This window comes from Paraburkholderia unamae (assembly GCF_003096875.1).
Taxonomy (GTDB): Bacteria; Pseudomonadota; Gammaproteobacteria; order Burkholderiales; family Burkholderiaceae; genus Paraburkholderia; species Paraburkholderia unamae.
In genome coordinates this window covers 215,562-229,286 of sequence record NZ_QEOB01000015.1, presented here as the reverse complement: position 1 = coordinate 229,286, position 13,725 = coordinate 215,562, and the positions used below count along the sequence as shown (strand labels likewise).

At 63.5% G+C, this 13,725-nt stretch carries 11 protein-coding genes and 1 pseudogene; 6 read left to right on the top strand and 6 right to left on the bottom strand.

What is annotated here, in order from left to right; all coding sequences use genetic code 11:
* Positions 1 to 2: 2 nt before the first annotated feature.
* Together C7402_RS46440 and C7402_RS29280 are read left to right on the top strand one after the other, a co-directional pair.
* Positions 3 to 1,814 (top strand): hypothetical protein, encoded by a 1,812-nt coding sequence (locus C7402_RS46440; protein WP_133254572.1) that lies wholly within the window; start codon positions 3 to 5, stop codon positions 1,812 to 1,814.
* Between the two features lie 53 nt (positions 1,815 to 1,867).
* Positions 1,868 to 2,842 (top strand): hypothetical protein, encoded by a 975-nt coding sequence (locus C7402_RS29280; RefSeq protein ID WP_133254571.1) that lies wholly within the window; start codon positions 1,868 to 1,870, stop codon positions 2,840 to 2,842.
* Between the two features lie 419 nt (positions 2,843 to 3,261).
* Here the strand turns inward: C7402_RS29280 and C7402_RS29270 are convergent.
* The 4 genes and pseudogenes from C7402_RS29270 to C7402_RS29255 all read right to left on the bottom strand — a co-directional run.
* Positions 3,262 to 4,077: pseudogene (locus C7402_RS29270) on the bottom strand (MFS transporter); the annotation flags it as partial.
* Positions 4,074 to 5,264 (bottom strand): M20 aminoacylase family protein, encoded by a 1,191-nt coding sequence (locus C7402_RS29265; RefSeq protein ID WP_244314968.1) that lies wholly within the window; start codon positions 5,262 to 5,264, stop codon positions 4,074 to 4,076. The pseudogene C7402_RS29270 and the gene C7402_RS29265, both read right to left, overlap by 4 nt.
* 148 nt (positions 5,265 to 5,412) lie before the next feature.
* Complete coding sequence (locus C7402_RS29260; protein WP_116613084.1) at positions 5,413 to 7,137, bottom strand: PHA/PHB synthase family protein; 1,725 nt, start codon at positions 7,135 to 7,137, stop codon at positions 5,413 to 5,415.
* A gap of 2 nt (positions 7,138 to 7,139) precedes the next feature.
* Complete coding sequence (locus C7402_RS29255; RefSeq protein ID WP_116613083.1) at positions 7,140 to 7,622, bottom strand: MaoC family dehydratase; 483 nt, start codon at positions 7,620 to 7,622, stop codon at positions 7,140 to 7,142.
* 354 nt (positions 7,623 to 7,976) lie between these two features.
* Here C7402_RS29255 and C7402_RS47120 point away from each other — a divergent pair, with 354 nt between their 5' ends.
* Positions 7,977 to 8,444: a hypothetical protein gene (locus C7402_RS47120; RefSeq protein WP_165842018.1), complete on the top strand. Its 468-nt coding sequence runs from the start codon at positions 7,977 to 7,979 to the stop codon at positions 8,442 to 8,444.
* A 109-nt stretch (positions 8,445 to 8,553) separates the two neighbouring features.
* Here C7402_RS47120 and C7402_RS29245 read toward each other — a convergent pair whose 3' ends face one another.
* Positions 8,554 to 8,937: a hypothetical protein gene (locus C7402_RS29245; RefSeq protein ID WP_112174460.1), complete on the bottom strand. Its 384-nt coding sequence runs from the start codon at positions 8,935 to 8,937 to the stop codon at positions 8,554 to 8,556.
* 231 nt (positions 8,938 to 9,168) lie between these two features.
* On the opposite strand from C7402_RS29245, the gene C7402_RS29240 reads away from it, so the two are divergent.
* A complete protein-coding gene (locus C7402_RS29240; protein WP_244314967.1) occupies positions 9,169 to 10,122 on the top strand; it encodes a LysR family transcriptional regulator in 954 nt (317 codons plus the stop codon).
* Positions 10,123 to 10,186: 64 nt separating this feature from the next.
* Here the strand turns inward: C7402_RS29240 and C7402_RS29235 are convergent, their stop codons facing one another.
* On the bottom strand, positions 10,187 to 10,906 hold the full coding sequence (locus C7402_RS29235; RefSeq protein ID WP_116613081.1) for a GntR family transcriptional regulator: 720 nt from the start codon (positions 10,904 to 10,906) through the stop codon (positions 10,187 to 10,189).
* 162 nt (positions 10,907 to 11,068) lie between these two features.
* Between C7402_RS29235 and C7402_RS29230 the strand changes: the two genes are divergently transcribed.
* Together C7402_RS29230 and C7402_RS29225 are read left to right on the top strand one after the other, a co-directional pair.
* Complete coding sequence (locus C7402_RS29230; protein WP_112174457.1) at positions 11,069 to 12,286, top strand: pyridoxal-phosphate-dependent aminotransferase family protein; 1,218 nt, start codon at positions 11,069 to 11,071, stop codon at positions 12,284 to 12,286.
* Between the two features lie 151 nt (positions 12,287 to 12,437).
* Positions 12,438 to 13,724 carry an MFS transporter gene (locus C7402_RS29225; RefSeq protein WP_116613080.1) on the top strand — a complete coding sequence of 429 codons (1,287 nt, stop codon included), beginning with the start codon at positions 12,438 to 12,440 and terminating at the stop codon, positions 13,722 to 13,724.
* Position 13,725: the final 1 nt, after the last annotated feature.

The window sequence follows — 13,725 nt, the reverse complement described above, 5'->3', positions numbered from 1 at the left end:
CCATGAAGAAGATCCTGCTTGCGGTCCTGCTGTGGCCGCTGGTGGCGCTTGCCCAGACATTCACCTATCCGTCAGTCACGTTTCAGGATCTGACCGTTCTGGGGACGCTATACGGGGCGTCCATCAACCTCGGGCCGCAAGCAGGCAACACGGTGCTGGCGAATGCAACGGGGTCCAGCGCGCCTCCCACGGCATTCTCAATGCCGGGGTGCTCAAGCTCCACGAGCGCGCTCCAGTGGACCAGTGGTAGCGGATTCTCCTGCAATTCGGCCGTCACGGCCGGAACCATTGCGCCGACAGCATGGGCCTCCCCTGGAACAATCGGGTCCACGTCTCCGAATACCGGCGCGTTCACTTCGCTTGCGACGGGCAATATCAGCCTCACCAACACGTCCGGACAGGCGCTCGTGATCAACAGCACGGGCAACACCACTGCGGGCGCGCAGGTCGAATTGCAGGGCAATGGGGCGACGACGCCGAACAAGTACCTGCGAGCGTTCAGCGGCCACCTTCAGTGCGTCAACAGCGCAAACACGGCCGTCATCTGCGATATCGATGACGCTGGGAATACCTCATTTTCCGGGACTGTTTCCGGATCCAGCTTTCCATCTCCATCGCTGACCGGCACACCCACGGCCCCTACCGCTTCGCTGGGGACGAGTAGCACGCAGATCGCCACGACCGCATTTGTCGCCAATCACGCTCCATGTCCGTCGATCCTTGATCACGGTGGCGACAACACGAACACGAATGACAACACATCGGCATTTGCGGCGACAGCCGCTGTAGGCCCGAGCGGTCAGGCGTGCGTCTATTTCCCGCCGGGCGTCTACAAGTTCTCGTCAGCCGTAAGTTACTCGCTGCCCAGCACCACGGCGAGCATCACCATCCATGGCGCGGCTGCAGACCAGAGCAAGCTGGTATGGGCATCCGGTGGTGGCATGACGATTACCTACAACGGTCCCTACAACGCCGTTCACATATCTGGCCTGTCTTTCCTTACCGGATCGGTGGGCAGCGGTACGGCGCTCTCCCTGTCGCAATCGTCATCCTCGATACCCAACCCGGCAAACACCGCGCTCACGGATATCACGAACGTCACGATCCGTGGATCGGATGGATACGAGGTCTCCGACTATTGGGCCAACGGCATCTCGATCAGTGGTGTTTCGAACGTCAACATCTTCAACTCGATTATCGACGGCGCCACCACATCGAGCGGCGTCGGCGTCTATCTCATCGGGACGGCCAACGCTCAGGCCGTAGCGATCAACATCCAGAACTGCTTCATCCAGGCTCTCGGTAACGGCGTCAAATACAACAACTACGTTCAGGGCGTCAACGTCACCAACAACAACTTCACTGGCGTGGGCTACGGCGTCTACGTATCGACTCCCGCAGCCGGTCAGGATCAGTTGACGGTCATTGGCAATCAGTTCAACAGCGTGAATTCTGGGGTCTTCGATACCGCTGGCGTGACGGACACGATGATCCACGGGAATCTGTTCATCGTGCCTTACTCCGGGTCTGCGGTGTCGGGGATCAATCTCACCGCCACGAACGGTTTCACCATCATGGGGAACACGTTCGGGCGCATCGGCGGCTCAGCGACGAACACGAACGGGATCATCATCGGCGGCACAACGCCTGTTGCCGGCGTGATCACAGGGAACATGTTCGAAGGATTCGGGACTGCGGTCTGGCTCCAGACAGGCTCATCAACCGTCAGCGTCCAATCCAATTACTACTCCGGGAACACCGCCAACGTGACGAACAACGGCACCGGAAACGTAGTCGGCGTCGCTTCACCATAACCAGGGGAACTCAAATGAAAAGGATTATTCTCGCGGCACTCTTCGTGCCGTTGATGGCGCTTGCCCAAAGCTACCCGAGCCCGACGTACCAGAACCTGACCGTGCTGGGCACGTTCGCGGGGAATATCGGAACGGGCAGCCTTGCCGCACAGGCGGCCAACACGGTTGTGGCGAATGTCACCGCCGCGTCAGCGTCGCCTACCGCTGTCGCGCTTCCTTCGTGCAGCACTGCCAACAGTGCGCTGAAGTACACGAGCGCCTCGGGCTTTTCGTGCGGCACAACGTACGCGCTGACGAGCGGCACGCTCGCGCAGTTCGCTGCGACGACATCTGCCCAGCTCGCGGGGATCGTGTCGGACGAAACCGGCAGCGGTTCCCTCGTTTTCGGGACCGGGCCCACGATTGGGACGCCGGCCATCACTGGCGGCAGCCTCAACAACGCGACCGTTGGCGCGACCACCCCGAGCACTGGTGCATTCACGACGCTATCCGCGAGCAGCACCGTGAGCGGGACCGGATTCTCCACCTATCTGGCGTCGCCACCGTCGATCGGCGGCACTGCGGCGGCGGCCGGCGCATTCACGACGCTGAACGCGAGCGGCAACGACGCGCTGCTATACAGCAACACCAGCGGGCAATCCATCCCGAACAATGCTGGCACGACCGTCACCGGCTGGACAAAGACGTATGACCGGGTTAATGCCAATTTCAATGCTGCTGGTGGAACGTTTACTGCGCCGGCTACTGCGTATTACATCGTCTCAGTACAAATCGCCTTTGCGGCTGCGGCGACGGGCGCAGGCAACCAGTACAGCGTCACCATCATCGCAAACGGCGCAATAGTTGCCAACGGGCAGTATTTCGCGGAGACCGCAACTTCGCTTGGGCGCGTCGTTCGGGCAACGGCTGTCGTCAGCCTAACGGCGGGCCAGACAGTCGTGATTCAGGCTTACCAGGCCTCAGGAGGCGCTGTCGCGCTCTCGACGACCGCCGCAGTCAACACGCTTTCGATAGCTCGACTGCCGTAGCATCAATCGCCGCGGTACGGTTCCCACCGCGGCTTGGCGTACTGCCTCATCTCGGACTGCGGCCAGGGCTGATAGCCATCGACTACGCTGTACCGGCCGCCCTGGCTTCCCTGTGTGCCTTGAGTGCCTCCGGGCGAGGCATGGCCGGTCATAGCGGCGCCCGTACTGCCAGGGCCATTCGGTCCCATTGCTCCGGTGCTCATGCCGCCGTGGGGCCCGCCGCCGATGTTGCCCGCGTGAGCGGTGATCGTGATCAGTGTGAGCGCAACTGCTGATAGTAGCGTTTTCATCGTCCAAAACTCCCGTGCAAGCCATTGATTCTTAAGGGACCAACGTGTTGATTTGTGGTGTTCTGGACGTGGCTTTAAGAGCCTGAAACCCTTTACCAGTAAGGTTTAGAGCCCTGAGTTTCTGGCAGACTGAATACAGTAGGTCGGCATGTAGTACATCATCACGTACGTCGACACCGACATGCCCATGATCGCGAAGATCGTGAGAAACCAGTTGCGCACGTAGAGGCCGCGCTTCGGGTCGTCGCGATCGGCCACGGCGCGCTGCGCGGGCGGCTCCTCGCGAATGTGCCGGCGCAGGTAGATGCCGACCGGCGCGATCAGCGTGCCGAGCAGGAAGGGAATGCGCCAGCCCCAGCTATGCATGGTCTCGGTGGAGAGCAGAAAGCCGAGGCTTGCGGCGAGGCCCGAGCCCAGCAGCGCCGCCGCGCCCTGGCTCGCAAGCTGCCAGCTCGCGCGAAAGCCGCGGCTTGCCTGGCCGCCCATTTCGAGCAGCGTGGCCGTGGCCGCGCCGAACTCGCCGCCCTGCGCGAAGCCCTGCACGAGGCGCGCCACGACGATCAGAACCGGCGCGGCCATGCCGATTTGCGCGTAGGTCGGCGCAAGTCCGATGGAGGCGGAGCCGAGCGCCATCAGCAGGATGGTGAGCGTGAGCGCGGGCTTGCGGCCCGCGCGGTCCGCATAGCGGCCGAGCACGATACCGCCGAGCGGGCGCATCACGAAGCCCACGGCGAACACCGCGAAGGCGAGCAGCAGCGACGTGACGGGGCTGTCGGCGGGAAAGAACTGATGGCCGATCGTGAGCGCGAAGTAGCTGTAGACGGTGAAGTCGAAGAACTCCAGCAGGTTGCCGATCACCGCCGCGACGATGATCTTGCGCTCCTGGACGGGCGCGGCTTGTGTCTCTTCAACCGTGTTCAGACGGGTTTCGGTCGCGAGATTCATGTACGGTCCCGGGCGAGAAAGCGTTCGACGAGGCGCGTCCAGAACGCGGCGCCAATGGTCAGGTTCTCGTCGTTGAAGTCGTAGCGCGCGTTGTGCAGCATGGGCTTGCCTTCGCCATTGCCAAGGCGTACGAAACATCCCGGAATCTTTTGCAGGTAGTACGCGAAGTCCTCGCTGCCCGCAATGGGCGGGAACGGCGCGATCACATGCTCCGGCCCGACCAGCTCCTCGGCGACCTGGCGCGCGAACGCGGTTTCGGCTTCGCTGTTGATGAGCACGGGATAGCCGCGAATATAGTCGATCTCCACCGTCGCGCCGTAGCTTTGCGCCTGGGACTCGGCCAGCGCGCGAATGCGCGCTTCGAGCGTTGCGCGCACGTCGGGCGAGAACGAGCGCACGCTCATTTCGAGCACGGCGTCTTCGGGAATCACGTTCGGCGCGTGGCCCGAGCGGAATGCGCCCACGGTCACGACCGCGGCTTCGTTCGGGTCGACGTTGCGCGACACCACCGACTGCAACGCCATCACGATGCTGCTGCCCACCAGCACCGGGTCGACGGCCAGGTGCGGGCGCGCCGCGTGGCCGCCCTTGCCGTGAATGCGCAGCTTGACGGTGTCGCACGCGGCCATGAGCGGCCCGGCGCGAAAGCCGAAGGTGCCGGTGGGCACGCCCGGATGATTGTGCAGGCCGAAGATGGCCTCGCAGGGAAAGCGCTCGAACAGGCCGTCGGCGATCATGCGCACGGCGCCGCTGTCCGAGCCGGCTTCCTCGGCGGGTTGAAAGATCAGGTGCACGGTGCCGTCGAAGTGGCGCGTTTTCGCGAGCTGGCGCGCGGCGCCGAGCAGCACGGTGGTATGGCCGTCGTGGCCGCACGCGTGCATCTTGCCCTCGTGAACGCTCGCGTAGTCGAGGCCGGTCAGTTCCTGGATCGGCAGGGCGTCCATGTCCGCGCGCACGCCCACCGTGCGTGCGCCCGTGCCCACCTTCAGGGACGCCACGACGCCGTGGCCACCCACGTTGCGCGTGACGGCGTAGCCCCAGGCTTCGAGCTTGTCCGCGACGAAGCGCGAGGTGTCGGCCTCCTCGTAGGACAGCTCGGGGTGCTTGTGAAGGTGGTGGCGGATCTCGTCGAGTTCGGATCGGGCTTCGTCCAGGTCGGCGACTTCGCAGTAGCAACGCTCGCTCACGGGGGGCTCCTTTTGTTGGAATAGGGAGTGAGAGACAAGTGGCGAGTATTGCACCGACGAAAAACGCGACCCATGACGGAAAAGCATCGAAAGTGTTGACCTGAAGTCAACGTTCGATTGTCGCGGCGCAGCAGGGATGGCGCAGGAATCAGTCCGCCCTGACCTTGACGTAGCGGCCCGGCGCCGGTTCGATCGGCCGGAAGGTGCGGTTGCCGGGGTTCGCGCGCGCCTTCACCCTGTCGCCCGAATGCGGTTGCAGCCACGCATTCCAGTCGTTCCACCACGTGCCCGAAGCCTTGTGCGCGTTAGCGAGCCAGCCTTCGGCGTCGTCGCTGCCGGTGCCATCGGCGCCACCGTTGCCGCCGTTGCCACTGTTGCCACTGTTGTCGTCGACCCAGTAGCAACGCCGGTTCTTGGTGGCCGGATTGATGACGCCGGCAATGTGCCCGCTTGCGCCGAGCACGAAACGCACGTCCCCGCCAAGCAGGCGCGTGCTGCACCACGCGGACTTCCACGGCACGATGTGATCCTCCTGGGTCGCGAGCACGTAGGCCGGCATGTCGACGCGGCCGAGGTCCACCGGCGTGCCGCACATGGTGAGCTTGCCGGGCACGCGCAGGTTGTTCTCCAGGTACATGTTGCGCAGGTACCAGGTGTACATCGGTCCCGGCAGGTTGGTGCTGTCCGCGTTCCAGTAGAGCAGGTCGAACGCGGCGGGATTTTTGCCCTTCAAATAGTTGTTGATGACATACGGCCAGATCAGATCGTTGGCGCGCAGCATCTGGAACACGAAGCCGAGTTCGCGCCCCGGATAAATGCCGCTGTGGCCGATCGCCAGGTCACGCTGCAACACGGTTTGCTCGTCGATGAATACGCCGAGATCGCCGGGATCGGTGAAGTCGAGCATGGTCGTGAGCAACGTAAGGCTCGCGACCTTGTCTTCTTCGCGCGCGCGGATGACCGCGAGCGCCGACGACAGGATCGTGCCGCCGACGCACCATCCCACCGTGTTGACCTTGTCCGCGCCGCTGATGGCAAGCGCGGTGTCGATGGCCTTCATGACGCCGGATTCCAGATACTGGTCCCACGTCGTCTGCGCCATTTCCGCGTCGGGGTTGCGCCATGAAATCATGAACACGGTTTGGCCCTGCTCGACCGCGAACCGCACAAACGAGTTTTCCGGCTGAAGGTCGAGAATGTAGAACTTGTTGATGCAGGGCGGCACGATCAGCAAAGGGCGTTTTGCGACATGCGTGGTCAAGGGCGCGTACTGGATCAACTGAAAGAGGTCGTTCTCGAAGACGACCGCGCCCGGCGAGGCGGCGACGTTGCGGCCCACTTCGAAGGCGGACTCGTCGGTGATCGTGATGGTGCCGCGACTCAGGTCTCCGAACAGATTGGTCATGCCCGTGCGAAGACTTTCGCCGTTTGATTCGATCGCCGCCTGAATGACCTCGGGATTGGTCGTGAGGTAGTTTGTCGGGCTGGCCGCATCGATGAACTGGCGCATGAAAAAGCGCAGTCTGTGCTTGTCGCTTTCGCTGTATCCCGTCGCCCCGACCATGTCTTCGAGCAAGCCGGCGTTGGCCAGGTAGCTTTGCCTGAGCATGCTGTACCAACCGTTGCTGGACCATTCCTGCGCGAGAAAGCGCGGGTCCCGGCTCGCGGGCTGGGCGTTTTCATCGGTCGAAGCGCCGGGTAAGCGGGTCCACATTGCCCACTGGCGCTGCCAGTAGCGGCTGCCGGCCTCATGCAATATGGCCGGTGCAACGGCGGTGGCTTTGGGAATGCCCGCCAACGCGTTGAGAAAGTCTTGCGCCGAGCGGGAAACGCCATGGGCGACCTCGTCTGGAATATTGAAGTGGTTGCGCATGGTCACTCCCGTTCGGCGGTCGCGAGGTCGCGCGCCTGAGGGGCTTCGGCAGTGCGATCCGCGCGCGAGGTCGGCATGACGAGCGCGTCGCCGTCGATCACCACTTTGCCGCGCACCGTGCAAACGGTGTCCAGCACGACCCGGCGCTTCGCGGGAAGCAGTTCGCGCACCGTGACGGTTGCTTGCACCGTATCACCGGGTCTGACCGGCGCCTTGAAACGCAGATTCTGGCCGAGATAGATCGTGCCGGGACCGGGCAGGCGGCCGGCGATGGCCGCCGAGATGATGCTGGCGCTGAGCATGCCGTGCGCAATGCGTCCCTTGAAGGGCGTGGTGCGGGAAAATTCCTCGTCGATATGGACCGCGTTGTTGTCTCCTGACGCGCCGGCGAACAATACGATATCGGCATCGGTAATGGTTTTTGCAAAGCTCGCACTCATGCCCGGCGTCAAATCTTCAAAATCGTATCCTGCGAGTAAATTCATAAGTCATCCAAAATAATAGCAAGGGAATTTGATGGTGCCGTGAGTGCGTGGCGCGCGATCCGCCTCGTGTGGAGCGGGGCGGGGAATGCCGTCGCGCCCGGAGGTTCGCGGCGTGATTATTCACACGAAATATCGTCGGCGCAGGTCTGTGCCTTTCAATCGCACAATACGGCAAACCGGCAATCGGCATTTAGGATTGGGCGCCATAGTTTTCTTGTCTCACGCCTTCGCCTGCCCGGAGATTCACAGCCACAGAAGGCGCGCCAGCGTGTAGATTAGTTTTTTGTTGTGACCCGCCAATGTGTCGTGGAACGGGGCGCCTTGAGGGTAGCCTGACGGAGCACAGGAGCCAGCATGAACACGAAGCACAGCAAGAAGATGCATATCGAAGCAGCCGCGTCGCACCACGAGCACGCCGCGCAGCATCACCGTGAGGCATCGCGGCATTTCGAGGAGGGTCGAGACTTTGGCCACGCCGCGCATCAGGCGTTGATGGCCCACGGCCACACCTTGCATGCGATCGATCAGGCGCACGAGGCGGGTGCGCACGGCAGCAATACGCAACCCGCTGCGCCACCGGTAGCGTCATCGACAGGCTCGGGCGTAAGCGGCGCGGAAGTGGCCAAATATCATGCAGCGGCCGTGGAGCTTCACATGCAGGCAGCGCAGCATATGCGCCATGCCGTCAAGATATTCGATCAGGATCGGAGCGCGGTTTCCCACGACGCGCAACTGGCGCTCTCACTGGCGTTGCGCGCCCTGTCGTATAGCAACGACGCGGCCCGGCTGTTTGTGAAGCTCGCGGCCAGCGGCGTTTCGTGAGCGAAGGTTGCTGGAATTCAGGCGAATCGCAGCTGGTGTCGTGCGGACAGGCGGCAGCAGGTGCGTCTGTCCGCGGATTTGACATGCATGGCGCGAGGTCAGGCTTGACTCAGGCCCGGCGCTCCAGTAAATCCGTCGCGAACGACTTCGCGTGCGCTACGGCCGCTTGAGCGTCGGGGAATACGCCGAGTTCGTCCCAGTGCTCTTCGACTGCATACGTTCCTTTTACGGCCAGCGCTCGCTGAACGCGTAATTGCGCTGCATATCTGCCGTCATCCAGTGCGCGGGCCGTTGCAATGACCCTGTGCGGAGGCTGCGATCTTTCGGGCTGAACCAGTTCGACAGGACCGTCGGGCGCACCGATATTCTTCAATTCGTTCCGGGTATTGCAGTCCGGGCAGTAGAAGCACCACCCGTTGTCTTCGTGACTGGATCTGACCTGCCCGCGAGCCAGGACGGCGCGGCATTCAACGTTTTCGCAGATGAACGGCATAACAGTCTCCGAAGTGGTTTGAAAGAAAGCCTAGCATGTCCGCAGGCCGCCAACCATTGGCATTGTTGCCGTGCGCGACGCTATGGAAAACCCTCATGCGCGAGCCGGCGCGGCAGCGCTTTTTTTCAAACATCTTGAGCTGTGGTCAAATTCCAGGCTTTGATAGCAGCCTTTCGCCGGTCTGGAACTGCCGGATGCAAGGCGAGGCAAAGCCACGAAAGGAGTCGTGCAGTGCGGGAAAAGGGCGAGCGTGAAGGCGGGGCGGCAGGCGCGATCGACGATATCGGCGAGCGGCCGCTGCGCTATCTGGCCGAGATCGCCGCGGCGGGCGGCGTGCGCATGGCGGGCGAAGCGCTGGGCATCAACGCCTCGGTCATCAGCCGCCAGGTGGCGGCGCTGGAGCGGCGGCTGCGCTTTCCCTTGATCGAGCGGCGCGGGCGCAACGTGGTCGTGACCGAGATCGGCCAGGTACTCGTGGACCACTACCGCGACGGCCAGCGGCGCCAGCGCGACCTGGCCGCGCGCCTGGAGGAGTACCGGCATCTGCGGCGCGGGCGGGTGGCGCTCGGCGTGGGCGAAGGTTTCATCGGCAACCTGATCGCGCGGGCGCTTCAGCGTTTCTCGATGACGTACCCCGACATTCTCGTGGAGATCCGCTCGGGGCCCACGCCCGCCGTGCTTTCGCTCGTGCGCGACGACGTGGTTGATATCGGCCTGTGCACGCGCACCGCCAACGACCCCGCCATGCGCATTCACCCCTTCGCGGCGCGGCCGCTTTGCGCGCTCGTCGCGCCGTCGCACCGCTTCGCGACGATGCAAAAGGTGCCGCCCGCCGAACTCGTGAGCGAGCGTCTGATCTTCATGACCGAAGCGTTCGGCGTGCAGCATTTCGTGCAGTCGCTATTTGACGACGCCCGCCTGAACGTGATTCCCGCCTATCGCGTGGATCTCTTCAATACGGCGCAAACGCTCGCGGCCGCCGGGCTGGGGGTGGCCTTCATGTCGTCGATCACGGCGCGGCGCGGCATCGACCTGGGCGAACTGGTGGCCGTGCCGATCGATCATCCGATCGCGGCGGGCTTTTCAAGCCAGATGGTCACGCGCGTGGGGCGCAGGCTTTCGCCCGCCGCCGATCATCTGAGGAAGCAGCTCGCGCAGAGTTTTCTGGAAGCGACCACGCAGTAGCCAGGCCGCGGCCGTCTATCGTTGCGCGCGCAGCGAATTCAGCGCTTGCCGCGTGTTTTCGCTGTTATTCGAGCGTCGTTGGCGTGTCGCCGATCCTGAGCACCGCGTCGCGTTTGGCGAGCAGGTGCTGACGCAAGATCGCCGCGAGCCGCTTGCCGTCGCGCGCGTCGAGCGCTTCCAGCATGTGCGCGTGGTCGTCGATCGCGCGGTCCCATTTGGGCGTTTCGAAGTTCGAGCGAAAGCGCAGCGCCTGCAAGCGCCGGTTCACGGCGATATAGGTTTGCCGCAGCGCCGAATTGCGCGCCGCTTCGTTGATCTTGTCGTGAATGGCCTGGTTGCGGCTGTAGTAGCCGGCCAGATCGTTTTGCGCCCGGCAGGCGAGCATGGCGTAGTGCAGCGCCTTGATCTCGGCGATCTCGGCCGCGGTGATGCGCTCGCAGGCCAGCTCGCCGGAAAACGCCTCTAGCCCGCTCATGAGCTCGAAGGTCTCGCGCAGCTCCGCCTCGGACATCTTCGAAACCGAGGCGCCGCGATTGGGCGAAATATCGATCAACCCTTCGGACGCGAGCACCTTCAGCGCCTCGCGCAAGGGCGTGCGCGAAATGCCCAGGGTTTCGCACAGCTCGCGTTCATTGAGCTTGCGGCCCGGTTCGAGCACGCCTTCCACGATGAACCGCCGCAGATGGTCGACGACGGTGTCGTGGAGTTGCTGGCGCGCAATGGGCGGCAGCTCCTGGCTGCTTGCCGGGCTGACGACGGAGGGGTTCAGGTTCGGGTTTTGCATGCAAAAGGCATTTTCATCGATTTCCAGCGAATTCTAGCTTAAGGACACGGCCCCAAAGAGGCCTGAAACGATTGGGGTAAACCACGCCGGAATTCACCTTTAGCGTCAAGGCTGGTTGGATTATAGTTTTTTGCATGCAAAATTCAAAACAGGAGCGATTGCATGCTGAAGCTCGATTTCCATCCCGCCGGTCGCCACTTCTTGCAGATCCCCGGGCCGAGCCCGGTGCCAGATCGCATCCTGCGGGCGATGAGCTATCCCACCATCGACCATCGCGGCCCCGAGTTCGGCGTGCTCGGGCTCAAGGTGCTGGAGGGCATCAAGAAGGTCTTCAAGACGCAGCAACCCGTGGTGATCTACCCCGCATCGGGCACCGGCGCTTGGGAAGCCGCGCTCACCAACACGCTGAGTCCGGGCGACACGGTGCTGATGTTTGAAACGGGTCATTTTGCGACGTTATGGAAGCAGATGGCCGAACGCCTTGGCCTGAAGCCCGAATTTCTCGGCTTGCCCGGCATTGAAGGCTGGCGGCGCGGCGTGCAGGCCGACATGATCGAAAAGCGCCTGCGTGAAGATAGCCAGCACGCGATCAAGGCCGTTTGCGTCGTCCACAACGAAACCTCCACCGGCGTGACCTCGGACATCGCGGCGGTGCGCCGCGCGATCGACGCCGCCGGGCATCCGGCGCTGCTGCTGGTGGACACCATCTCCGGTCTCGCGAGCGCGGACTACCGGCACGACGAGTGGGGCGTGGACGTGACCGTCTCCGGTTCGCAGAAGGGCCTCATGCTGCCGCCGGGCATCAGCTTCAATGCGGTTTCGGCGAAGGCGCTCGCCGCGAGCGAGCATGCCAAGCTGCCGCGCAGCTTCTGGGGCTGGGCCGAGATCGTCGAGATGAACAAGAGCGGGTACTGGCCGTACACGCCCAACACGAACCTGCTTTACGGCCTTTCCGAAGCGCTCGACATGTTGCAGGACGAAGGGCTCGACAACGTATTCGCACGGCATCAGCGCCTCGCCGAGGCGTGCCGCCGCGCGGTGCGTGCGTGGGGTCTCGAGATCCAGTGCGCCGATCCCGCTGTCTATAGCCCGGTGCTCACGGGCGTGATGATGCCCGAGGGCGTGGATGCGGACGCGGTGCGCAAGATCATCTACGAGCGCTTCGACCTTTCGCTCGGCACGGGCCTCGGCAAGGTGAAGGGGCGCATGTTCCGCATCGGGCATCTGGGCGACTGCAACGACCTCACGCTGCTGGCGGCATTGGCCGGTTGCGAGATGGGCCTGCGCATTGCGGGCGTGCCCTTGAAGGACAGCGGCTTGCCCGCCGCCATGGAATATCTCGCGGCGCAGCCCAACGTGGTGTCGCTCAAAGCTGCCTGAAACAGGGGCTTTTTTGTACATGCCGCGCGCGGGGCGCGGCATGAGGGGCCGTTCGCGGCCCGGGTTTCCAGGTTGTTTCAGGGTGTACCCATGCCGGACGCCACTTCGAGAAGGGCGACGCGGCCGATAAAACCAGCAACGGAGACAGACGATGAAACGGTATCGATTGACGAGCGCGAGCAGCATCGTGCTGATCATGCTCTGCATCATGTACTTCATCACCTACCTCGACCGTGTGAACGTGAGCACGGCGGCGGCGGGCTTCGGCAAGGAGTTCCATCTTTCGCATACCGAGGTGGGGCTGGTGTTCTCGGCTTTTGCGTACCCGTATCTCGTGTTTCAGATCATCGGCGGCTGGGTGAGCGACCGTTTCGGCGCGCGCCGCACGCTGCTTTTCTGCGGCGCGCTGTGGGGCGTGGCCACGGTGCTCACCGGCATGGCGGGGGGGCTCGCCACGCTGCTCGCCGCGCGCCTGCTGCTCGGTTTCGGTGAGGGCGCAACGTTTCCCGCTTCGACTTCGGCCATGTCGCGCTGGGTCGCCAAAGAGCGGCGCGGCTTCGCGCAGGGCGTGACGCACTCGGCCTCGCGCATCGGCAATGCGGTGGCGCCCGCCGTGGTGGTGCTGGTGATGGCGCGTTATGGCTGGCGGCAGTCGTTCTATGTGTGCGGGGCGCTCAGCCTGCTGTGGGTCGTGGCGTGGGCATTCACGTTCACCGAGCATCCCAAGGATCATCCGCGTATTACCGAGGCCGAACTCGCCATCTTGCCGCCGCCCAAGCCGCGCGCAACCGGCCTGCCGTGGATGGCGCTTTTCAGGCGCATGATTCCGGTGACGATCGTCTACTTCTGCTACGGCTGGACGCTGTGGCTCTTTCTGAGCTGGATTCCGCAATACTTCCTGCACAACTACCACCTGCAATTGAGCAAGTCCGCGATCTTCGCCTCGGTGGTGTTTCTCGCGGGCGTGGTGGGCGACACGCTCGGCGGCCTCGTGACCGACTGGCTCCTCAAGCGCACGGGCAACCTCAGGCGTGCGCGTAGCTGGATGGTTTCCGTGTGCATGCTCATCACGCTGATCGTGCTCGTGCCGCTCATGTTCGTGCACGATCCCGTCATTTCGATGGCGTGCCTCGCGGCGGGCTTCTTCTTCGCCGAAATGACGATCGGCCCGATGTGGGCGATTCCCATGGATATCGCGCCCGAGTTCTCGGGCACGGCGAGCGGCATGATGAACACGGGCTCGGCGCTCGCGGCGATCATCTCGCCGGTGGTGGGCGGCTTTCTGATCGACCGCTTCGGCAACTGGGACCTGCCGTTCGTGGGCAGCATGGTGCTGATGGGGTGCGGCGTGATTCTCGCGTTCCGCATGCAGCCCGAAAGCCGCTTCGATCTGGGCCAGCAGGCCGAAGAACCCACGGGTTCCCGTCAGGGAGCGTGAA

Bases quoted from the DNA above. Each gene is read 5' to 3' on its own strand.
- C7402_RS46440 (WP_133254572.1), top strand. From the start codon at position 3: ATGAAGAAGATCCTGCTTGCGGTCCTGCTGTGGCCGCTGGTGGCGCTT.
- C7402_RS29280 (WP_133254571.1), top strand. From the start codon at position 1,868: ATGGCGCTTGCCCAAAGCTACCCGAGCCCGACGTACCAGAACCTGACC.
- C7402_RS29260 (WP_116613084.1), bottom strand. From the start codon at position 7,137: ATGCGCAACCACTTCAATATTCCAGACGAGGTCGCCCATGGCGTTTCC.
- C7402_RS29255 (WP_116613083.1), bottom strand. From the start codon at position 7,622: ATGAATTTACTCGCAGGATACGATTTTGAAGATTTGACGCCGGGCATG.
- C7402_RS47120 (WP_165842018.1), top strand. From the start codon at position 7,977: ATGAACACGAAGCACAGCAAGAAGATGCATATCGAAGCAGCCGCGTCG.
- C7402_RS29245 (WP_112174460.1), bottom strand. From the start codon at position 8,937: ATGCCGTTCATCTGCGAAAACGTTGAATGCCGCGCCGTCCTGGCTCGC.
- C7402_RS29235 (WP_116613081.1), bottom strand. From the start codon at position 10,906: ATGCAAAACCCGAACCTGAACCCCTCCGTCGTCAGCCCGGCAAGCAGC.
- C7402_RS29230 (WP_112174457.1), top strand. From the start codon at position 11,069: ATGCTGAAGCTCGATTTCCATCCCGCCGGTCGCCACTTCTTGCAGATC.
- C7402_RS29225 (WP_116613080.1), top strand. From the start codon at position 12,438: ATGAAACGGTATCGATTGACGAGCGCGAGCAGCATCGTGCTGATCATG.